Source organism: Achromobacter sp. 1011811831, assembly GCF_059760905.1.
On sequence record NZ_JCBANG010000029.1, the window covers coordinates 36,163 to 57,672 of the forward strand.

A 21,510-nucleotide genomic window follows, 5' to 3' on the forward strand; every position below is an offset into this window, starting at 1 on the left:
CCGCTGCCGCCGCCTGCCCGCGCGCTGCCATACCGATCGTCCCCGACGCTCACGCACCCGAGATCCTCCCCATGTCGCGCGCCCTAGACACCCACACCGACTTCATTCCCCGCCACATCGGCCCCTCCGACGCCGACCAGGCCGCCATGCTCGCCGTGATCGGCAGCCCCAGCCTGGACGCGCTGATCGAAGAAGTCGTGCCGCCCAAGATCCGCAGCCAGGCCCCGCTGGCGCTGCCGCCCTCGCGCAGCGAAACCGACGTGCTGGCCGAGCTCAAGCAGGTCGCCGGGCGCAACAAGGTCTACCGCAGCTACATCGGCCAGGGTTACTACGGCACGCAGACGCCCAACGTGGTGTTGCGCAACATTCTTGAGAATCCCGCCTGGTACACGGCCTACACGCCTTACCAGCCCGAGATCTCGCAGGGCCGCCTGGAGGCCCTGCTGAACTACCAGACCATGGTCGCCGACCTGACCGGGCTGGACATCTCCAACGCCTCGCTGCTGGACGAGAGCACGGCCGCCGCCGAAGCCATGACGCTGGCCCGCCGCAGCGCCAAGTCCAAGAGCCCGGTGTTTTTCATCTCGCGCCACGTGCACCCGCAGACCATCGAGGTCGTGCGCACCCGCGCCGAGGGCCTGGACATCGAGATCGCCGTGGGCGACGAGGCCGAAGGCCTGCCGGAATGCTTCGGCGTGCTGCTGCAATACCCGCACAGCACCGGCTCGGTGGCCGACTACCGCAAGCTGGCCGACGCCGCTCACGCGCAGGGCGCGGTGGTGGCCGTGGCCACGGACCTGCTGGCGCTGGCCGTGCTGGCTGCGCCGGGCGAGTGGGGTGCCGACATCGCCGTGGGCTCGGCCCAGCGTTTCGGCGTGCCGTTCGGTTTCGGCGGCCCGCATGCCGGCTTCATGGCCTGCAAGGACGCCTACAAGCGCAACATGGCCGGCCGCCTGGTCGGCGTGTCCAAGGACGCGCAGGGCAACCCGGCCATGCGCCTGGCGCTGCAAACGCGCGAGCAGCACATCCGCCGCGAAAAGGCCACTTCCAACATCTGCACCGCGCAGGTGCTGCTGGCCGTGATGGCCGGCATGTACGCCGTGTGGCACGGCCCGGCCGGCATCCGCCGCATCGCCAACCGCGTCAACCGCTACACCGCAATCCTGCGCGCCGAGCTGGTCAAGCTGGGCGTGAAGGTCGCCAACGACAGCTTCTTCGACACGCTGCTGCTGGAAACCGGCGCGGCCACGCCCGCCATCCTGACCGCGGCCGACTGCGCCCAGGTCAACCTGCGCCGCGTCGACGGCGCGCGTCTGGCCGTCTCGCTGGACGAGACCGTCACCGCCGCCGACCTGCAGGCCCTGGTCAACGTGTTCGCCTCCGGCCTGGAACGCGATGACCTCGAGCTGGACGTCGACGCCCTCGACGCCGCGGCCGCCAGCGGCATCCCCGCCGCCGTGGCCCGCGAAAGCGCCATCCTGGTGCACCCGGTGTTCTCCAGCGTGCAGTCGGAAACCGACATGCTGCGCTACCTGCGCAAGCTGGCCGACAAGGACCTGGCGCTGGACCGCACCATGATCCCGCTGGGCTCGTGCACCATGAAGCTGAACGCCACGGCCGAGATGATCCCCATCACCTGGCCCGAGTTCGCGCTGATCCACCCCTTCGCGCCCGCCTCGCAGAGCCAGGGCTACAAGGAACTGATCGACCGCCTGTCGGCCGCGCTGTGCGAGATCACCGGCTACGACAACATCAGCCTGCAGCCGAACTCCGGCGCGCAGGGCGAGTACGCCGGCCTGCTGGCGATCCGCGGCTACCACCAGGCCAACGGCCAGCATCAGCGCAACGTCTGCCTGATCCCCTCGTCGGCGCACGGCACCAACCCCGCGTCGGCCCAGCTGGCCGGCATGGACGTGGTGGTGGTGGCCTCCGACGCCAACGGCAACGTCGACCTGCCCGACCTGCGCGCCAAGATCGAACAGGTCGGCGACAAGCTGGCCGCGCTGATGATCACCTACCCGTCCACGCACGGCGTGTTCGAGGAAGCCGTGACCGAGATCTGCGAACTGGTGCACCAGGCCGGCGGCCAGGTCTACCTGGACGGCGCCAATATGAACGCCATGGTGGGCGTGGCTCAGCCTGGCAAGTTCGGTTCCGACGTCTCGCACCTGAACCTGCACAAGACCTTCTGCATCCCGCACGGCGGCGGTGGCCCGGGCGTGGGCCCGGTGGCGGTGCGCGCGCACCTGGCCCCGTACCTGCCGGGCGTGGTCAATGAGCAGGGCAAGCTGCCCGGCGAAGCCAAGGTCGGCCCGGTCTCGGCCGCGCCCTTCGGATCGGCCGGCATCCTGCCGATCCCGTTCGTGTACATCTCGCTGATGGGCGCCGACGGCCTGCGCCGCGCCACCGAAGTCGCGATCCTGAACGCGAACTACGTCGCCACCCGCCTGCGCGACCATTATCCGGTGCTGTACGCGGGCCGCAACGGCCGCGTGGCGCACGAGTGCATCCTGGACGTGCGTCCGCTCAAGGAAACCAGCGGCATCAGCGCCGAGGACATCGCCAAGCGCCTGATGGACTACGGCTTCCACGCGCCCACCATGAGCTTCCCGGTGGCCGGCACGCTGATGGTCGAGCCGACCGAATCGGAAGGCCAGGCCGAGCTGGACCGCTTCGTCGACGCCATGATCTCGATCCGCGAGGAAATCGCCCAGGTCGAGCGCGGCGAACGCGACCGCGAGGACAACGTCCTGAAGAACGCGCCGCACACCGCGCAGATGCTGCTGGCCGAAGAGTGGCTGCACGACTACCCGCGCCAGCAGGCCGCCTACCCGGTGGCCTCGCTGCGCGACGGCAAGTACTGGCCGCCCGTGGCCCGTGTCGACAACGCCTACGGCGACCGCAACCTGGTCTGCGCCTGCCTGCCGGTCGAAGCCTACGCCTGAGGCGCATGACGGCCGCGCCGGAAGGCGGGGCCGTTGTGCCGGCGGGAGGAAAACCCTGGTTCCTGGAACCAGGGTTTTTTTTATCGCGCCCGCGGGGATGTGCAAGAATCAGGCGTGCGCGCGGCGCGGCCGCGCGGGGGGAGATCCTGATGAATACGCCTGCTTTCATTCTGGCCATCCTGGGCGCGCTGTGGCTGGGCGCGATGCTGCCCGGCCCGAGTTTCGTCATCGTCGCGCGCAGCGCCATCGGCCAGTCGCGCCTGGACGGCCTGGCCTCGGCGCTGGGCATGGGCATCGGCGGCATCCTGTTCGCCAGCCTGGCGCTGGCCGGACTCTATTCCGTACTGCAAACCGTCGAATGGCTGTACCTGGGCCTGAAGCTCGCCGGCGGCGCGTACCTGCTCCATGTGTCGTACAGGATCTGGCGCGGCGCGAGCCAGCCCTTCGCGCTGCCCGGCGCGGTGGCGGCGCGGCCCGGCAGCGCGCGCAAGTCGTTCTGGACGGGACTGGCCACCCAGATGAGCAATCCCAAGACCGCCATCTGGTACGGCAGCATTTTCGCGGCCCTGTTGCCGCAGCAGCCGCCGGCCTGGGTGTATTTCGCCTTGCCGCCGCTGGTGTTCCTGGTCGAGTTCGGCTGGTATGCCATCGTCGCGCTGTGCTTCTCGGCCCAGGGGCCGAGGGCCGTCTACCTGCGCGCGAAGAAATGGGTGGACCGGCTCGCCGCCTGCGCCATGGCCGCGCTGGGCCTGCGCCTGATCCTGACCGCTCGCAAGAGCGGCCTCTGACGCGGCGCGCCATGGGCATGGGAAATCTGGTGCTATTGCTGCTGGGCGTCGATTACCTGCGCAAGCGCGCGCTCGGGCTGGCCGTCGCTGGCTGGCTGTTCCTGGTTGCCGGCGCGGTGGTGTTCATCGACGCGCTGGACGGGGTGCTGTATTTTCCCCTGGACGGCTTTGCCGCGCTGATCGTGATCGAGGGGCTGGCGACGCTGGCCATCGCAAAGTCCGGCGTCGGCGGCCAGCGCGTGCTGCGCTATGTGAAGGGCCTGTTCGTGCTGACGGCTGGCGTGCTGGTCCTGGCGGGCGATCAACACGGGCATTTCGTGCTGTCGATGATCTTCGGCCTGCTGTTCCTGGTCGATGGCCTGATGCAGTGCATCGCCGCCTACGTGGTGCGCTACGCGCGCTGGCGCTATGTGTTCGCCTCGGGCGTGGCCGAGATCCTGCTGGCGATCTTCTTCTTCCAGCCCTATCCCACGCACTACGTGGGCACCGTGCCGTATTGCGTGGGGCTGTTCCTGGCCTTCTCCGGCTTCAAGCTGCTGGTGCTGGCGCGCCGCGTCCGCACGCTGGGAGCCAATCCCGGGCTGGTCGTCAACGCGCGGCCGGACTTCATGCCGACCGCGTCCGCCGGCCCGGCGCAGACCGTGTTCGACGGCCCGCCGCTGGAATCGGAGCGCGCCCTGACCGTGCACGTCTGGACCCCGTCCGGCTCGGCCAAGGCGCAGACGCGCAACTACCTGATGCTGAACCGCTACATCGCGGCCGTGGACGTCAACGGCGTCATCTCCACGGGGCACGCGGCGCTGGAATCGCCTGAAGGCGTGTATGTGAGCCTGTACCCGGCGCAGGAGATCGACCGGTCCCCCGAACAGTTTGGCGCCCTGCTGCGCGCCACGGCCGAGAACGACGTGCCGGGCGTGTTCCAGCCCGACTACGCCACGGAATCGAAAGCCTGGTGTCCGTCCACCACGCAGGTGCGCATCCGCAACTACGACGCGGCCAGGCTGCAGGCGTTCTGGGACGCCTACCGGCAGGATGCCACCTACAACCTGACGCACCGCAACTGTTCCAGCTCGGTATCGCGCGCGCTGGAGGCGGCGCTGGACGGCGTGGTCGGCCGGCTGCATGGTCCGCAGGCCGGCTGGCGCGTGCTGCTGCGGTTGCTGCTGACGCCGGAATTGTGGGTGGCCTCGCAGATCCGCAAGCGCGCGCTCACCATGGCCTGGACGCCGGGCCTGACGCTGGACTACGCGCGCGCGCTCAGCATGCTGGCCGACCCCCGGCCGTTCGGCTGGTGGCAGATGTCGCAGGCCGCGCTGCGCTTGATCAGGCAGCGGCGCGCGGCCTGGCGCAGCCAGGACCGGGAAGCCCAGGCGCGCAACGCGCAAGAGGCGCCCTCGTCGCAAGGCGCGCAATGATCCTCGCCATCCTGGCCGGTGCGGCGATCGTGGCGGCGGCGGGGTGGGGCGCGGGCGCGCTGTGGTTCCAGTCGCCTCGCGGCGGCGCGTGGCGCGCGCTGTCCGTGGCGTGCTGGCTGGCGCTGGCCGGCGCGGCGCTGCTGGGCCTGGCGCTGGAACATGCCGCGCCGCTCTGGCTGTTCGGCGCCGCGCTGCTCGGCCTGCTGGCCTGGTGGAGCTTGGGCGTGCGGCCGTCCAATGCGCGCAGCTGGATGCCGGAGGTGGCGCGGACGACGCGCGGCGACATCGACGGCGACAGGGTCACGCTGCACGATGTGCGCGACTTCGACTGGCGCACGCGCAGCGACTACGACGTGCGCTGGCGCACCGAGACCTACGATCTGTCGCGCCTGGAATCGGTGGACGTCGCGCTGTCCTATTGGGGCAAGCCGGCGATCGCCCATGCCCTGGTGTCCTTCGGTTTCAACGACGGCGGGCATGTGGTGTTCTCGGTCGAGGTACGCCGCAAGCTGGGCGATACGTTCTCCGAGATCGGCGGTTTCTTCCGTCAGTACGAGCTGTCGGTGCTGGCGTCCACCGAAGCGGACAGCCTGCGCGTGCGCACCAATGTGCGCGGCGAGGACGGCTACCTGTACCGCGTGCACATGCCCGAGGGCGGGCCGCGCGCGCTGTTCCTGGCCTATGTCGAGACGGCCAACGGGCTGGCGCGCCGGCCGCGCTTCTACAACACGCTGACCGCCAACTGCATCACCATCGTGTACCAGCTGGCCCGGCGCATCGTGCCGGGGCTGCCGATGGACTACCGGTTGCTGCTGTCCGGCTACCTGCCCGAATACCTGTACCGCATCGGCGCGCTGCGCGGGGCGGACAGCGCGCGGGCCTACCGCGAGGCCGGCCGCTATACCGACCGCGCGCGCGCCACGGCGGACGCGGCGCAGTTCTCGCGCAATATCCGCGAGGGCGTGCCGGGCGAATGAGAATGGCCCGCTGCCGAATGCACTGATTGCCTCCGAGTGGGGCATTTTTCATCTTGGGACGGCCTGGGGATGAAAAAAAGCCCCCGCCAGTTTCCTGGCGGGGGCTTTCGATGCGCGTGGCTCGGACGCTTACTTGCCCGCGCCCTTGCTCACCATGGCCGAGAAGTCTTCGGCGATGCTGATGAAGGTGTTCAGCAGGATCTGCAGGTTTTCCTTGCCGATCGCGCCTTCCGCGTTCACGTCCATCTGCAGCACGGCCTGGTTCTTCTCGTCCAGGTAGGCGCGGCTCCAGCGGTATTCCTTGTTCCAGGCGTTGATGGCCTTGAGGGAAACCGGCTTCTTGGCGCTGTACGTGGCGGTGATGACCAGGTCGTAGCACTTCTCGGTGAAGTCGTTGCACAGCAGTTCCACGCGCAGGTCGGCTGCGCCGGTGCCGCTGGGATCCAGCACCAGCACCGGGCCTTCGTCGCCTTCCGAGCGGCGCGGCGAGTAGCCCATGTCGTCCAGCATGGAGGTGACCACGTCGACGTTGAAGTCCTGCATCTGCTCGCCGGAGGAGGCGGTGTCGCCGTCCGAGCTGGTGGCGCCGACGGCGGGCTCTTCACTGTAGTCATCGTCCATGCTGTCGTGCGAGCCGGCCGCATCCAGCAGGCCGCTGAACAGCTCGTCCGCCGGGATCTTCTTGCCGTTCAGATCGCCCATGCCGTCGGAGAAGTGGAACTTGCCGACGATGTTGTCGCCGTCGTTCTTGCCGACGTTGAACATCTCGGCCATGCCCGCCATGCTGCGGACCTGTTCCTCGGCTTCGGTGGCGGCCTTGTCGGCGGCCTTGCCTTCGGTCTTGACCATGTACTGAGCGACCAGGTCCTGCACCATGGGCTTGGACACGACCAGGTTGGCATCGATGCGCTTGATGGCCTGGACCAGGATTTCCTGCGGCGTCAGGTCCTTGAGGTTGGCGGGGCTCGCCAGGTCCAGCGCGAAGGTCAGCTTGCTTTCGCCCTTGGCGGTCTTCCAGCTGATCGGGTCCATGCTGAACGTGGGCTTGGCGGCCAGCAGCTTGGTGGCGGTGTCGAGCAGGGTCTGCACCTGTTCGTCCTTCAAGCCTTCGTCGCTGGCGCCGGCCACGGCCTGGCGCATCATCTGGTTGTAGGTGTCGGCCAGTTGCTTGACCGCGACGCCGTCCAGGTTGCCCAGCTTGATCACGGCCTGGCCGCTGCCCAGGGCCACGCCGTCGACCGTCAGGCCGCCGAGCTTGTAGGCGGCCTGCATGGCGATGTTCTTGTCGTCCTCGGTCAGCTTGACGGTGTAGCCGAAGTCGTCGAGCGCGACCTTCAGCTCGTCGCGGGGCTTGACCATCTCGATGTGCTTGATCTGCACGCCCGAGTCGCCCATCGACAGGCCGAACTTGCCCATCAGGGTGTTCACGTCGATGGACAGGCCGGACAGGGCCATCTTGAACTTGTCGCGCTCGCGCTCGGCCTTCAGGCCGTCCACGCCGATGGCGTCGATCACGCCGCGCGCGACCACCGCCTGCTTGGCATGGTCGTAGGTGCCGTCGATCTTCATGCCGCTGAAGTCGAGGTCGATGCCGTCGCGGCTGAACTTGACCGGTGCGATCTGCGCCGTGCTGGCGCCGTGGCCGCCGTAGGCGACGATGGCGTCGGCCGTCAGCGGGGCCGCGTCCTTGGTCAGCTCGAACACCGGCTTGACCAGGTCCGTTTTGGCCATCGCCGCCTGGACGTAGGCCAGCTTGGGCGCGAAGGCGCCGCGCGCCAGAGCGCCCTTGGGGAAGGGGCCGTGCTCGATGGTGGCGTCGAATTCGATCATGCCATCGGGCAGAACGTCCAGGCTCTTGTCGTTCTTCAGAAGCGACAGGCCATAACGCGCCTGCGTCGAGAACAGGCCGCGTTCGTACTTGATCTGGTCGATGCGCAGGCCGAACAGCGGCGTGACCTTTGCCAGCTTCTCGTTGACCTCGGCCAGGCGGCGCTGCGAGCTTTCCTCGATGCGCTTGCCCGTGTACCAGGTCGCGCCGACCCAGCTTCCCGCTCCCACTATGACCACGCCCAGGGTGATCGCTACGCTCTTTTTCATCGTTCTGCTTTTATGTCGTTGATTGTCGAGTCATGCCCTTGCGCTGCCACCGATGAACCGCCACGAGGCGAGGACTCCGCGAAGTCATTGATTCATGAGGGCGCAAGGACCCGCGGCGAGTATACCGAGGCTGCCTGTCCGGCGAGAGCGCGCGCCGTTACCGAAGATTTCAAAATGAAAGCCGGCGCGGGTGCGCCGGCGATATTGTCGACAAAATAACGACTTATAGCGGGTCCAGCGGGTAGATCGGGCGTCGCACCCGCTTGAATTCCAGTTGCCCGTAGTCCGAGGTGGTCACGCCGACGCCGGTGCATTCGATGATGTCGGTGGCCATGTCGGAGAAGCCCGCGCGCCAGTGGATCCGGCTCTTGAGCGCCACGTAGCGTTTCTGCTGCGGGTCGATGCCGGCCGACAGCAGGCAATTGACGTCGAAGGGCTCCTGGTGGCGCGATACCACCACGATCTCCACGCTGCCGGTGTCGATGACCACGGTCAGGCCGGTATCGTTGCGCACGCCGCGGTACATGGGGCCGCGGTTCAGATAGACGCCGTCAAAGACCAGCTTCACGCGGCCGGAGATCTCCAGCGGTGCGCTGGCCTGGCGGATGGCGGGCATGGCGACCTTGCCGCCCAGCTTGATGCGGATCTGGCCGCCGACGCCGGCCGCCGCTGCCTCGCGCGCGGCCTGCGGATCGCAGATGGCGTAGAACACGGCGTTGTCCAGGCCCTGGCGCAGCATCTCGGCCAGCACCGCCGTGGTGTCCATGGTGCCGCCCGAGCCGGTGTTGTCGTAATGGTCCAGCAGGACCACCGGACCCTGTGTCACCGCCTTGGCGCGGGTAATGGCGGCTTCCAGCGGTTCAGGATGGAACACCCAGTCGGCGCGGGCGTTCCAGGCGCGCTCCAGCAGTTCATCGCGCCATTGTTCGGCCTCGTCCGCCTTGCCGTCGGTACAGACCACGGCGCTCAGGCCCGCTTCGCGGATGTCGGCATGCGGGAAACCGACGAACACCGACGCCGCCAGCACGCCTTGCGCTTCCAGCGCGATGCAGCGTTCCTGCAGCGATTTGTTGGGCTCGGCGTGCGTGCCCTGGCGCATCACGTGCGGCAGCATGGGCTTGTTGCCCCAGCGCATGACGGGCTTGATCTCGCCCTTGAGCGTGCGCACGATGACATTGGCCGCGCGCAGCCCGGCGGCGTGGATGTCCACGTGCGGATAGGTATGGAAGCCGCTGATGACAGTGGCGTGCTTGACGATGTCGTCGTAGATGTTGGCGTGCATGTCCAGCGTCACCGCCACCGGCGTCGTCGGGTCGATCTCGCGCAGGCGGCGCAGCAGGTCGCCTTCGGCGTCTTCCACGCCCTCGGCCACCATGGCGCCGTGCAGGTCCAGCAGGATGGCGTCGAAGCCGCCGCGCTCGACCTCGTCCAGCACCAGCCGGCACAGGCGTTCGTGCGTCTCGGCACTGGCCGGCCCGCTGGGCCAGGATTCGGCGGCGACCGGCAGCACGATCTCGGCGCCCTCGCGGCGCGCCACCTCGATGTAGCCGCCCAGGCCGCTGTCGGTGTTCTCATAGGCCCGGATGGCGCGTTCGCCCGCCAGGATTTCGGGATTGCCGCGGAAGAAGCGTTCCAGCGGCGTGGGCACGGGCGAGTACGTGTTCGTCTCGTGCTTGATCATTGCCAATAGCCAGCGCATGGGTCGTCCTGTGGGTTGCCCGGGCTCGTTGCCCGAAGTCTGCGGGGAAAGCGCCCGGACGCCGCGCGGGCGTCCGGGAGTCAAGGCGGAGCGCCCGTCGTCAGGCGCTCGTGGGCGGCTGCGGCCAGGCGCGCTGCGCGGGGCGCATGCGTTCCCAGGCCCGCGACACGCGCAGCACGCCAAGGTCGTCGAAGCGCGCGCCGGCGATCTGCAGGCCGATGGGCAGGCCGGCCTTGGTATAGCCGCAGTTCACCGAGGCCGCCGGCTGCTCGCTCATGTTGTAGGGCAGCGTGAAGCCGATGTGATGCATGGTGGTGGCGACTTCGTTGGTGGGCGAGGGCCATTCGGCGTTGTAGGCCACCACGGGAGCCACCGGCGACAGCACGTAGTCGTACGGCGCGCAGGCGGCGACGGTGCGCGCGCGCACGTTGATGGTTTCGTAGTAGCTGCGGAACACGGCTTCGCCGCTCTGGCCGCCGCCGCTTTCCGCCCAGGCGCGGATGAAGGGCAGGATCTTGCCGCGACGCTCCTCGGACAGCGCCGCCAGGTCGATGGCCGAGCGGGTGCGCCAGAAGCGGTCCACGCCGTCCAGCATGGCGGGCGTCATCCAGGGCGTCATGGGTTCCACGATGGCGCCGGCCGCCTCGAACAGGCGCGCGGCGGCCTGCACGGCGTCCAGGATCTCGGGATCCACGGGCAGGCCGCAGCCGGCGTCCAGCAGCAGTCCGATACGCACACCACGCAGGTCCATGTCCAGGTCGAGCCAGGCGATGTCCTGGTAGGGCAGGCTCATGTGGTCGCGTGCGTCGGGCTGCGACAGCACGCCCATCATCAGCGCGGTATCGGTCACGGTGCGCGTCATGGGACCGGCGCAGCGGCCCATGAAGGGTGGGTCGATGGGAATGCGGCCCAGGCTGGGCTTGAGCGTGGCGATGCCGCACCAGGCGGCGGGCAGGCGCACCGAGCCGCCGATGTCGGTGCCGATGTGCAGCGGGCCGTAGCCGGCCGCGGCGGCCGCGCCAGCGCCGGCGCTGGAGCCGCCGGGATTCTTGCCCAGGTCCCAGGGATTGCGGGTCAGCTCGTGGAAGCTGGACAGGCCGGACGACAGCATGCCGTAGTCCGGCATGGTGGTCTTGCCCAGCACCACGGCGCCGGCCTCGCGCATGCGCGCAGCCGGCGGCGCGTCCGCGCCGGCGGGCGTCAGGTCGGTGGCCGCGGTGCCCAGCGGCACCGGCACGCCGCGCGTGGCGATGTTTTCCTTGATGGTGGCGGGCACGCCGTCCAGCGTGTAGCCGCCGGTCGACAGTGGTGCGCCCTTCATCCAGCGCGCCTCGGATTCACGGGCCGCGGCCAGCGCGCCTTCGGGATCCAGCGCGTAGGTGGCTTTCAGGCTGGGTTCCCAGCGCTCGATGTGCGCCAGCACGGCGCGGGTGGCTTCGACGGGGGACAGGGTCTTGGCGCGGTAGGCGGCAAGCAGTTCCTGGGCGGAGAGTTCATGCGGCTGCTGCATGGCGGTTCCTGGTGGTCGGTTCCTGAAGGGGGGAGATGAGCCTTTGTGTCTGGCCGGCCTCTGCGAGCCGGCTCGGGATGTGGATGCGATGGGGCGCGGCGCGGGCGCCGTGGCCGGCTCCCGCGCGCGATCGGCTTCAGCCCGCCGGGGCCTGCGCCGGATGGCCGGTGGCGACCGGCCGGAAATTGCGGAAGTCCCAGTCGCGGCCGGGCGCGGCGTCGATCAGCGCGCGCGTGTACTCGTGGCGCGGTTCGGTCAGCACGGTCTCGGCGCTGCCGGTCTCGACGACCTTGCCGCGCTGCATGACGATGATGGTGTCGCATATCTGCGCCGCCACGCGCAGATCGTGGGTGATGAAGAGCACGCCCACGCCGGTGCGCTGGCGCACCTGCTCCAGCAGCTCCAGCACCTGCGCCTGCACCGAGACGTCCAGCGCCGACACGGCCTCGTCGGCGACCAGGATCTCGGGATCCATGACCAGCGCGCGCGCGATGCAGATGCGCTGGCGCTGGCCGCCGGAGAACTGGTGCGGATAGCGCCGCATGGCGTCCGGGCTCAGGCCCACCACCGACAGCGTTTCGCCGGCGCGCTGCAGCGCCTGTTCGCGCGGCACGCCGAAGTTGAGCAGGCCCTCGATGATGGACTCGCCCACGGTGCGGCGCGGGTTGAGCGAGCGGTAGGGGTCCTGGAACACAATCTGGATGCGCCGGCGCACCGGTCGCAGCGCGGCGCCGGACAGCGTACTCAGGTCTTCGCCGCCCATCATCATGTGGCCGGCGGTGGGCTCGATCAGGCGCACGATGCAGCGCGCGACCGTGGATTTGCCCGAGCCGGACTCGCCCACGATGCCCAGGATCTCGCCCTTGCGCAGCGTCAGGTTGACGTCGGCCGCGGCCACCACGCCGTGCGCCGGCCTGCGCGAGAACAGCGAGCCGCCGCCGCCGTAGGTGCGGCCCAGGCCCTTGACGTGTAGCACCGGCTGACCGGCGGGCGCCTCGCGGCGCGATGGCACCAGGCTGGGCACCGAGGACACCAGCCGCCGCGTGTAGGACTGCTTGGGCTCGGCCAGGATCTCGTGGCGCGTGCCGCTTTCGACCAGGTCGCCGCGGTTCATCACGATGATGCGGTCGGAGATCTCGGCCACCACGCCGAAGTCGTGGGTGATGAACAGGACAGCGGTCTTGTGCTTGACCTGCAGTTCCTTGATCAGGGCCAGGATCTGCTTCTGCGTGGTCACGTCCAGCGCCGTGGTCGGCTCGTCGGCGATCAGCAGGCGCGGTTCCAGGATCAGCGCCATGGCGATGACGATGCGCTGGCGCTGGCCGCCGGAGAGTTGGTGCGGATAGGCGTCGTAGATGCGTTCGACGTCGGGCAGGTGGACCGAGCGGAACATCTCCAGCACCTTGGCGCGGCGCTCGGCGGCGGACATCTTGCGGTGCAGCCGCAGCACCTCGTCGACCTGCTTGCCGACCGTGTGCACCGGATTGAGCGCGGTCATGGGTTCCTGGAACACCATGGCCATGCGGGTGGCGCGCAGCTCGCGCAGGCGGCGCGGCGTGGCGGTGGCCACGTCCTCGCCCTCGACGCGGATCGAGCCCGCGCCGATCTTCAGGATGCCCTGCGGCAGCAGGCCCATGACGGCCAGCGAGGTGACCGACTTGCCCGAGCCGGATTCGCCGACCACGCAGACGGTCTCGCCGGCGTGCACGTCCAGGCTCAGGTTGCGCACGACGCGGTTGCCGGCGCCGGCGACTTCGACCGACAGGTTGCGGATGGCCAGGATGGCGGACGAGGTGTCGCCCGCGGGGGGAGTGGGGGAGTAGGTCATCGGCTTCAGGTCCTGCGCACCATTTTCGGGTCCAGCGCGTCGCGCAAGGCGTCGCCCAGGATGTTCACGCTGAGCACGGTCAGCGACAGGAACAGTCCGGGGAACAGGATCAGGCCCGGCAGCATGCGGAAGTACATGCGGCCCTCGGACATGATGTTGCCCCAGGACGCGATCTCGGGCGGCACGCCCGCGCCCAGGAAGCTGAGGATGGCCTCGGTCAGCATGGCCGAGGCGAACACATAGGTGCCCTGCACGGTCAGCGGCGCGATGGTGCTGGGCACCATGTGGCGCCACAGCAGCTTGGGCAGCGGCGTGCCCAGCGCCAGCGCGGCTTCCACATAAGGCTCGCCGCGCACGGTCAGGATCTGGCCGCGTACCAGCCGCACCACGCGCGGGATCTCGGGGATGGTGATGGCCACCAGCACCGTGGTCAGGCTGGCGCCCGAGACCGACACCAGCGCGATCGCCAGCAGGATGCCGGGAATCGCCATGATGGCGTCCATGGTGCGCATGATCAGGCCGTCCAGCGAGCGGAACCAGCCGGCGATGACGCCGATCACCAGGCCGAGCGCCACGCTGACCACGGCGGCGCCCAGGCCGGCGATCAGCGAGACGCGCGCGCCGTAGGCCACGCGCGACCAGACGTCGCGGCCGAAGGCGTCGGTGCCGAACAGGAACTCGGTGAAGGGCTGCTTCAGGCGCGATCCCGGGTTGATCTGCACGGGATCGACCGTGCCCAGCCAGGGCGCGAACAGGGCGATGGCGACGATGATGACCAGCACCGCCAGCGCCAGCATCACGGGCCAGCTGCGCAGGCCCTGGCGGATCTGGCGCCAGGCGGTGGTCTGCGGCGTGCCGCCGCCCGGCAGGTCGGCGGCGGCGGTGTTGTCGGCCGCGTCGATGGGGGTTTGCATGATGGGGCCTCAGTAGCGGATGCGCGGATCGAACACCGTGTAGGCGCAATCGACGACGAGGTTGATGAACACGTAGACAAAGGCGAAGAACAGCGTCAGGCCCTGGATCACCGGATAGTCGCGTGCCAGCACGGCCTCGACCACCAGCCGGCCCAGGCCGGGGATGTTGAACACCGATTCGGTGACGACCACGCCGCTGATCAGCAGCGCCACGCCCACGCCCACGACCGTGGCGATGGGCACGGCCGCGTTGCGCAGCGCGTGGCCCAGCAGCACGCCGGTCTCGGTCAGGCCCTTGGAGCGGGCGGTGCGGATGAAGTCCTCGCCCATGACCTCGATGACGCTGGTGCGCGTGATGCGCGCGATCAGCGCCACGTAGACCGTGGACAGCGCCAGGGCGGGCAGGATCAGGCGGTGCAGGAACAGCCAGAAGCCGTTGGCCAGCGGCGTGTAGCCCTGCACGTTGAACCAGCCCAGCTTGATGGCGAAGGCCCAGATCAGCAGATAGCCGGTGACGAACACCGGCACCGAGAAGCCGAGCACGGAAAAGCCCATGACGGCGCGGTCCAGCAGCTTGCCCTGGCGCCAGGCCGCCAGGATGCCCAGCGGAATGGCGACGATCAGCGTGAAGACCAGCGTCAGGACCGCCAGGCTGAGCGATGGCTCCAGCCGCTGCCCGATGAGCTGCGTGACGGGCACGCCCGACATCAGCGAGGTGCCAAGGTCGCCCTGCACCAGTTTGCCGGCCCAGATGAAGAACTGCTTCACCACCGGCTGGTCCAGACCCATGATCTGGCGTATCTGTTCGATACGTTCGGGCGTGGCGCCGTCGCCGGCCATGATGACGGCCGGGTCGCCCTGGCTGGAGCGCAATATTGCAAAGACCACCACCGCGACCATCACCAGAACGGGGATGGTCGCGAGGAGCCGGCGTGAGACGAATGCCAGCATGTTTTCCCCCTTGTGCTGCTTAGGCTATCTGCTTACTTGCCCGTCAAGGCGCTTTCTTCACGTTCCAGAACGCGAACACCGGCGCATGCACCAGGCCCGAGAGCTTGGTCGAATACACGGTGGGCACGGACATCTGGCCGAGCGGCACGTACAGGCCTTCGTCGATGCCGATGCGCTGCAGCTCGTCGGCGATCTTCTTCTGCTCGGCCGGGTCGGAGGTCAGCGCGAACTTGGTGCGCAGCTCTTCGACCTGCGGCATGTCGGGCCAGCCGAACCAGGCGTTGTCGCCGCTGGCGGCGGCCGGCGCGGAACGCACCGGATCCATCACGTCGGTGGCGTACCAGTTGGTGTTGTGGATGTTCCAGCCGCCCTCGGACGGCGCGGCCTTGGAGGCGCGCCGCGTGGCCACGCTTTGCCAATCCATGGCCATCAGGTTGACGTTGAAGCCGGCCTTGCGCAGCGCCTGCGCGATCACCACCGGCTGCGCCGACAACGTGCCCACGTCGGTGGCGTGCATGATCAGCACGGGCGTGTTGTCGTAGCCGGCTTCCTTCAGCAGAGCCTTGGCCTTCTCGGTGTTCTGCGGCACCACCACATCCTTGCCGATGTCGGTTTCCAGCGGCGTGCCGCAGCCCCACAGCGAGGCGCAGGTGCGCCAATACTTGGGATTGCCGACCAGCGCCTTCATCACGTCTTCCTGGCCCACGGCGTACATGGCGGCCTGGCGGATCTTCTTGTTGTTGAAGGGCGGGTACTTGAAGTTGAAGCGGTACATCGTGAAGTAGCCGACCGGGCTGAGCGACTCTTCCTTCAGGTCCTTGTTGCCTTCGACCATGGGCAGCAGGTCGTAGGGGAACTGCTCGACGAAGTCGATCTCGCCGCCGAGCAGCGCGTTGGCGGTGGTCAGGGCGTCGGGCATGACGTTCCATTCGACCTTGTCGACGTTGACGACCTTGCCGCCGGCCAGGCCGCTGGCGGGTTCCTTGCGCGGCACGTAATCGGCGTTCTTGGCGTAGACGGTCTTCACGCCCGGCTTGAACTCGACGATCTTGAACGGACCCGAGCCGGTCATGTCGGTGATGGGCTGGCCGATGGCCTGTTCCGCGATGCGCTTGGGCATCATGAAGGGCGCGGTGCCGGTGGGCTTGGACAGCGCGCGCAGCACCAGGTCGGTGGGTTCCTTCATGACGACGCGGAAGGTCTTGTCGTCGACGATCTCGATCTTGTCGGTGAACTTCAGCAGCGTGCGGCCCATGATGTCGCCGCTGGCCCAGCGCTTGATCGAGGCGACGCAGTCGTCGGCCGTCACGGGCTTGCCGTCATGCCACTTCTGGCCGTCGCGCAGGGTCATGGTGTAGGTCTTGCCGTCGGGCGAGACATCCCACTTTTCGAGCATCTGCGGCTGGATCTTGTTGTCGGCGTCGGTGGCCAGCAGCGTGTCGTAGATCATGTAGCCGTGCCACGTCGTGATGTACGCGGTGGTGGCGTGCGGGTCGGTCAGGCGCAACGGCGAATGCATGACCGACTTGATGACCGTGTCGGCGTAGGCGCCGTGGGCCATCAGGAGGGTCGCGCCGGCAAATGCGGCTGCACGGACAAACTTCAGCATGAATGTTCCCCTTGGATCGGTGTGGGCGGCGTTCGTCGGCCGCTACGTCGTTGGCGCGTCGCCGCATGGCGGCGCGAGAGGGTCAGGCATTGCCTGGCCGGCTGGAAAACGCCGGCCCGCAAGGTGCCATTCTGATGCCGGGACGCAGCCGTGTCCATGGTTGTTTTGCCGCGTCCATCAGCATGGAACCGGGCGCCGCGCAGACCAGGATGGCATGGGCGATGGACGTGAAGTCGGCGCGGAAGTGCGCCGAGCTTTTCACCACCAGGATCGAGGCTCGCGCGGGGTCCACGCCGGCAAAGCGGAACATCTCCTGGTCGGCCATCTGCACCTTGTGCGAGGCCACCACGATGCGCACGCCGCCCAGGCTCAGGCAGGCGCTGGGGCCCAGGTCCATATGGAAGCCGCGATAGAACGCGCCATGCGTGTCGAAGCGGCCGTCGGACGTCTTCTCGACCAGGAATTCGGCTTCCAGCGGCGCATCGTCGGGAATACCCGAATGTCCACCCAATGCAATCCGCACCGTGTTGCCCGCGCCCGCATGATGCGCGGCCAGCGCCGCGGCCGGATCGACGATCAGGCCGATGGCGGCATCGCGCGCGCCGTGGCGGATCAGCGCGCGCAGCACGCCGGTGGTGTCGGAGCTGCCGCCCGCGCCGGGATTGTCCTGCGCGTCGGCGATGACGATCGGGCGCGACGCGTCGCGCGCCATGCGCATCGCGGTCTGCACGGCCTCGTCGGCGTCATGCAGCGTGCCGCCGAAAGCGGATTCGGCCGCCAGCACCGCGCGTTCCATTTCGCTCGCGGCCGCGTCGGCTTGCGCCTGGGTGGCCGCGTGTGCCCAGACGGCGGGCAGGCATTCGGGAAAGTCCGCGGCGGGAAAACCCGTGGCGAACGACAGGCTGGCGCCGGTGCGCGCCTCGATGTCCGCCAGGCGCTGGTACAGGCCGCGCGCGGGCTCGATGTCGGTGGACTGCCAGCACAGCGGAATCAGGAAGGGCAGCTGGCGCAGGGCGCTACAGGCGCGTGGCCCGCCGTGCAGCCGGGCAGCGAGCAGCGCGGCCGCGCGTTGCCCCGTCTCGGCCATGTCGATGTGCGGATAGGTGCGATAGCAGACCAGCGCGTCGGCGTGGCGCAGCATCTCGCGGGTCATGTTGGCATGCAGGTCCAGGCTGGCGACGACGGGCACGTCGGGTCCGACCCGTTCACGCACGCGCCGCAGCAGCTCGCCTTCGCCGTCGTCCAGGTGCTCGGCCACCATCGCGCCGTGCAGGTCCAGGTAGACCCCGTCCAGCGGCATCGCTGCCGACAGCCCTTGCAGGATCAACGCGCTGATGCGCTCGTAGGCGTCGCGCGTGACCGGCCCCGACGGACTGGCCGCGGCCCAGGTGGCGGGCAGCAGCGCATGCGCGCCCATCGCCTCGATGAAGCCGGCCACCGGTATGTTGGCGCCGGCCACGGCCTGGAACATGGCCGGCCCGCTGACCAGCCGAGGCCAGCCGCCGCCCTTGTCCGCGAAATCCTCCCACGCCGCGCGCGATGGCGCGAACGTGTTCGTCTCATGCTGAAAGCCGCCTATCCCGATACGCATCAAGTTCCCCTTGTGATACGGATGTCCGGACGCCGCGGGACACTATGCTGTGCTTATCCCCGCGCGTGTTTCAGTGCTTGTGGCGTGGTCTTTGCTCCGTCCACGATATTTCAAACGGGCTCGACGTCATGACTGGCAAGAAGTGGCGCCACCGCCTGAAGAGATCGCCCCAAGCGGGGTCGCACGGAGCCGGCTTTGCCGGTCCGTAGCGACGCCCCCTGGGGGGAAGCGCGTAAGCGCTTCGGGGGGGATCCTCACCCCGCCACAGGCATCGTGAATTCAGCGCCCTTGCCGATGCTGTCGGGCCAGCGCTGCATCACGCTCTTGTAGCGCGAGTAGAAGCGGATGCCTTCCTCGCCGTAGGCGTGGTGGTCGCCGAACAGCGAGCGCTTCCAGCCGCCGAACGAATGCCAGGCCATGGGCACGGGGATGGGCACGTTGATGCCGACCATGCCGACCTTGATCTGGCGCGCGAAGGCGCGCGCCACGCCGCCGTCGGAGGTGAAGCAGGCCACGCCGTTGCCGAATTCATGCGCGTTGATCAGTGCCACCGCCGAGGCGAAATCGGGCACGCGCACGACGCACAGCACCGGCCCGAAGATCTCTTCGCGATAGATGTTCATGGCGGGCTTGACGTGGTCGAACAGCGTGCCGCCCAGGAAGAAGCCCTTTTCGTTGCCCGGCACCGTCAGGCCGCGGCCGTCGACCACCAGCGCGGCGCCCGAGGCGACGCCATCCTCGATGTAGCCCACGACCTTGTTGCGGTGCTGCGAGGTGACCAGCGGACCCATTTCCGCGTCGCCCTGCATGCCGTCCTTGACCACCAGCGCCTTGACGCGCGGCGTCAGGCGCTCGATCACCTTGTCGGCCACGTCGCCGACGGCGACCGCCACCGAGATGGCCATGCAGCGCTCGCCGGCCGAGCCGTAGGCCGCGCCCATCAGCGCGTCGGTGACCTGGTCGAGGTCGGCGTCGGGCATGACCACCATGTGGTTCTTGGCGCCGCCAAGCGCCTGCACGCGCTTGCCGCGGCGGGTGCCTTCCGAATAGATGTACTCGGCGATCGGCGTCGATCCCACGAAGGACAGGGCCTCGACATCGGGATGCGCGATCAGCGCGTCCACCGCCTGCTTGTCGCCATGCACCACGTTGAACACGCCTTCGGGCAGGCCGGCCTCGCGCAGCAGCTCGGCCAGGCGCAGCGAGGCCGAGGGATCGCGTTCCGAGGGCTTGAGCACGAAGGTGTTGCCGCAGGCGATGGCCACCGGGAACATCCAGCACGGCACCATCATGGGGAAGTTGAACGGCGTGATGCCGGCCACCACGCCCAGCGGCTGGCGCATGCTCCAGTTGTCGATGCCGCCGCCGATCTGGTCGGTGTACTGGCCCTTGAGCAGATGGGGAATGCCGCAGGCGAATTCCACCACTTCGATGCCGCGCGTGACCTCGCCCTTGGCGTCGGAGAAGACCTTGCCGTGCTCGCGGGTGATGAGTTCGGCCAGCTCGTCCTGGTGCTTGTCCAGCAGCGCCTTGAAGTTGAAGAGGATGCGGGCGCGCTTGAGCGGCGGCGTTTCGGCCCAGGCGGGGAAGGCGGCCTTGGCGGCGCTGACGGCCAGCGCCACGTCTTCATTGGAGGCCAGCGGAATCGAGGACACGACCTCGCCGGTGGCGGGATTGAAGCCGTCGGCGTAGCGGCTGCTGCGGCCCTCGTAGTGCTGGCCGTTGATGAAATGCGGGATCTTCTTCATGGATGCAAAGCTCGAAGCGGGTTTCTTCAAAATGCCCGAGGGCGGCCTTTCAGGCCGCCCGCGGTTCAGGTCGGGACAGTAGCGCGTGCAAGCGCTTTATGCGACCTCTTTCAGGACCTTGCCGATCTGGTCGAAGATCTGGCCGATCTGGGCCTCGTCGATGATCAGGGGCGGCGAGACCGCGATGATGTCGCCGGTGTAGCGGACCATGAGGCCGCTGTCGAAGCATTTCTGGAACACCTCCGACGCGCGGGCGCCGGGCGCGCCGGCGCGCGGGGCCAGTTCGATGCCGGCCACCAGGCCGATGTTGCGCACGTCGATGACGTGCGGCGCGCCCTTGAGCGAATGCGCGGCTTCCTGGAAGGCGCCGGACAGCTTGCGGGCGCGGCCGAACAGGTCGTCGCGCTGATAGATGTCCAGCGTCGCCAGGATGGCGGCGGCGGCCAGCGGATGCGCCGAATAGGTATAGCCGTGGAAGAACTCGATGCCGCCTTGCGGGCCGTTGACGATGGCGTCATGCACCTCGCGCTTGACGGCGACCGCGCCGGCCGGCACGGCGGCGTTGCTCACGCCCTTGGCCATGGTGATCAGGTCCGGCGTGACGCCGAAGTAGTGCGCGGCGGTGGCTTCGCCCAGGCGGCCGTAGGCGGTGATGACCTCGTCGAAGATCAGCAGGATGCCGTGCTTGGCGGTGATCTCGCGCAGCTTTTCCAGGTAGCCGACGGGCGGCACCAGCACGCCGGTGGAACCGGCCATGGGCTCGACCACCACGGCGGCGATGGTGGACGCGTCATGCAGCGCGATGATGCGTTCCAGCTCTTCGGCCAGGTGCGCGCCCCAGGCCGGCTGGCCCTTGGAATAGGCGTTTTTCTCCAGGTTGTGGGTGTGCGGCAGATGGTCCACCGCCGGCAGCAGGGCGCCGGAGAAGGTCTTGCGGTTGGTCGAGATGCCGCCCACCGAGATGCCGCCGAAGCCCACCCCGTGATAGCCGCGTTCGCGGCCGATCAGGCGGGTGCGCTGGCCTTCGCCGCGGGCGCGGTGGTAGGCCAGGGCGATCTTCAGGGCGGTGTCCACCGACTCGGAGCCCGAGTTGGTGAAGAACACGCGGTCCAGGCCGGCCGGCATCAGGGCGGCGACGGCGGTGGCGGCCTCGAAGGCCAGCGGGTGGCCCAGCTGGAAGCCGGGCGCGTAGTCCATCTCGCCCGCCTGCCTGGCGATGGCCGACACGATTTCCTCGCGGCAGTGGCCGGCGTTCACGCACCACAGGCCGGCGGTGCCATCCAGGATCTGGCGGCCGTCGGCCGAGGTGTAGTACATGCCCTTGGCGCCGGCCAGCAGCCGCGGCTGTGCCTTGAACTGCTTGTTGGCGGTGAAGGGCATCCACAGATGGGACAGGTCGGGAAGCTGGGCGCGGGCGTTCATGGCGACTCCTGGGAAA

14 protein-coding genes are annotated in these 21,510 nt (G+C 68.6%); 4 read left to right on the top strand and 10 right to left on the bottom strand.

The genetic code is table 11. From position 1 onward, the window contains the following. Positions 1-71: 71 nt before the first annotated feature. The 4 genes from gcvP (at position 72) to AC6LJ9_RS13485 (ending at position 6,125) form a co-directional block, all read left to right on the top strand. On the top strand, positions 72-2,945 hold the full coding sequence (gene gcvP / locus AC6LJ9_RS13470) for an aminomethyl-transferring glycine dehydrogenase (protein WP_498147941.1): 2,874 nt from the start codon (positions 72-74) through the stop codon (positions 2,943-2,945). A gap of 149 nt (positions 2,946-3,094) precedes the next feature. After that, a complete protein-coding gene (locus tag AC6LJ9_RS13475; protein WP_498147942.1) occupies positions 3,095-3,733 on the top strand; it encodes a LysE family translocator in 639 nt (212 codons plus the stop codon). Between the two features lie 17 nt (positions 3,734-3,750). Then, positions 3,751-5,148 (top strand): HdeD family acid-resistance protein, encoded by a 1,398-nt coding sequence (locus tag AC6LJ9_RS13480; protein ID WP_498147952.1) that lies wholly within the window; start codon positions 3,751-3,753, stop codon positions 5,146-5,148. Next, positions 5,145-6,125 (top strand): Lnb N-terminal periplasmic domain-containing protein, encoded by a 981-nt coding sequence (locus AC6LJ9_RS13485; protein WP_498147943.1) that lies wholly within the window; start codon positions 5,145-5,147, stop codon positions 6,123-6,125. The genes AC6LJ9_RS13480 and AC6LJ9_RS13485 overlap by 4 nt, the downstream gene beginning before the upstream one ends. A 129-nt stretch (positions 6,126-6,254) precedes the next feature. Here AC6LJ9_RS13485 and AC6LJ9_RS13490 read toward each other — a convergent pair whose 3' ends face one another. The 10 genes from AC6LJ9_RS13490 to aptA all read right to left on the bottom strand — a co-directional run bounded on the left by AC6LJ9_RS13490 (position 6,255) and on the right by aptA (position 21,494). Beyond that, the gene (locus tag AC6LJ9_RS13490; protein ID WP_498147944.1) at positions 6,255-8,222 is read right to left on the bottom strand and encodes a DUF945 family protein; all 1,968 of its coding nucleotides are present in this window, start codon (positions 8,220-8,222) and stop codon (positions 6,255-6,257) included. 223 nt (positions 8,223-8,445) lie between these two features. Continuing rightward, positions 8,446-9,921, bottom strand: coding sequence for a M81 family metallopeptidase (locus tag AC6LJ9_RS13495; protein WP_498147945.1), 1,476 nt, complete (start codon positions 9,919-9,921; stop codon positions 8,446-8,448). Positions 9,922-10,021: 100 nt separating this feature from the next. Further along, positions 10,022-11,431, bottom strand: coding sequence for an amidase (locus AC6LJ9_RS13500; RefSeq protein ID WP_498147946.1), 1,410 nt, complete (start codon positions 11,429-11,431; stop codon positions 10,022-10,024). A gap of 136 nt (positions 11,432-11,567) precedes the next feature. Further along, the gene (locus AC6LJ9_RS13505) at positions 11,568-13,259 is read right to left on the bottom strand and encodes an ABC transporter ATP-binding protein (RefSeq protein WP_498147947.1); all 1,692 of its coding nucleotides are present in this window, start codon (positions 13,257-13,259) and stop codon (positions 11,568-11,570) included. Between the two features lie 5 nt (positions 13,260-13,264). Further along, the gene (locus tag AC6LJ9_RS13510; RefSeq protein WP_212314955.1) at positions 13,265-14,173 is read right to left on the bottom strand and encodes an ABC transporter permease; all 909 of its coding nucleotides are present in this window, start codon (positions 14,171-14,173) and stop codon (positions 13,265-13,267) included. A gap of 9 nt (positions 14,174-14,182) precedes the next feature. Then, positions 14,183-15,124 carry an ABC transporter permease gene (locus AC6LJ9_RS13515; RefSeq protein WP_212314956.1) on the bottom strand — a complete coding sequence of 314 codons (942 nt, stop codon included), beginning with the start codon at positions 15,122-15,124 and terminating at the stop codon, positions 14,183-14,185. A 43-nt stretch (positions 15,125-15,167) separates the two neighbouring features. Then, the gene (locus AC6LJ9_RS13520; RefSeq protein ID WP_212314957.1) at positions 15,168-16,733 is read right to left on the bottom strand and encodes an ABC transporter substrate-binding protein; all 1,566 of its coding nucleotides are present in this window, start codon (positions 16,731-16,733) and stop codon (positions 15,168-15,170) included. A gap of 82 nt (positions 16,734-16,815) precedes the next feature. Then, positions 16,816-18,324 carry a M81 family metallopeptidase gene (locus tag AC6LJ9_RS13525; protein WP_498147948.1) on the bottom strand — a complete coding sequence of 503 codons (1,509 nt, stop codon included), beginning with the start codon at positions 18,322-18,324 and terminating at the stop codon, positions 16,816-16,818. Between the two features lie 254 nt (positions 18,325-18,578). Beyond that, a complete protein-coding gene (locus AC6LJ9_RS13530; protein ID WP_498147949.1) occupies positions 18,579-20,072 on the bottom strand; it encodes a CoA-acylating methylmalonate-semialdehyde dehydrogenase in 1,494 nt (497 codons plus the stop codon). A 96-nt stretch (positions 20,073-20,168) separates the two neighbouring features. Beyond that, complete coding sequence (aptA, locus tag AC6LJ9_RS13535) at positions 20,169-21,494, bottom strand: omega-aminotransferase AptA (RefSeq protein ID WP_212314964.1); 1,326 nt, start codon at positions 21,492-21,494, stop codon at positions 20,169-20,171. Positions 21,495-21,510 lie beyond the last annotated feature (16 nt).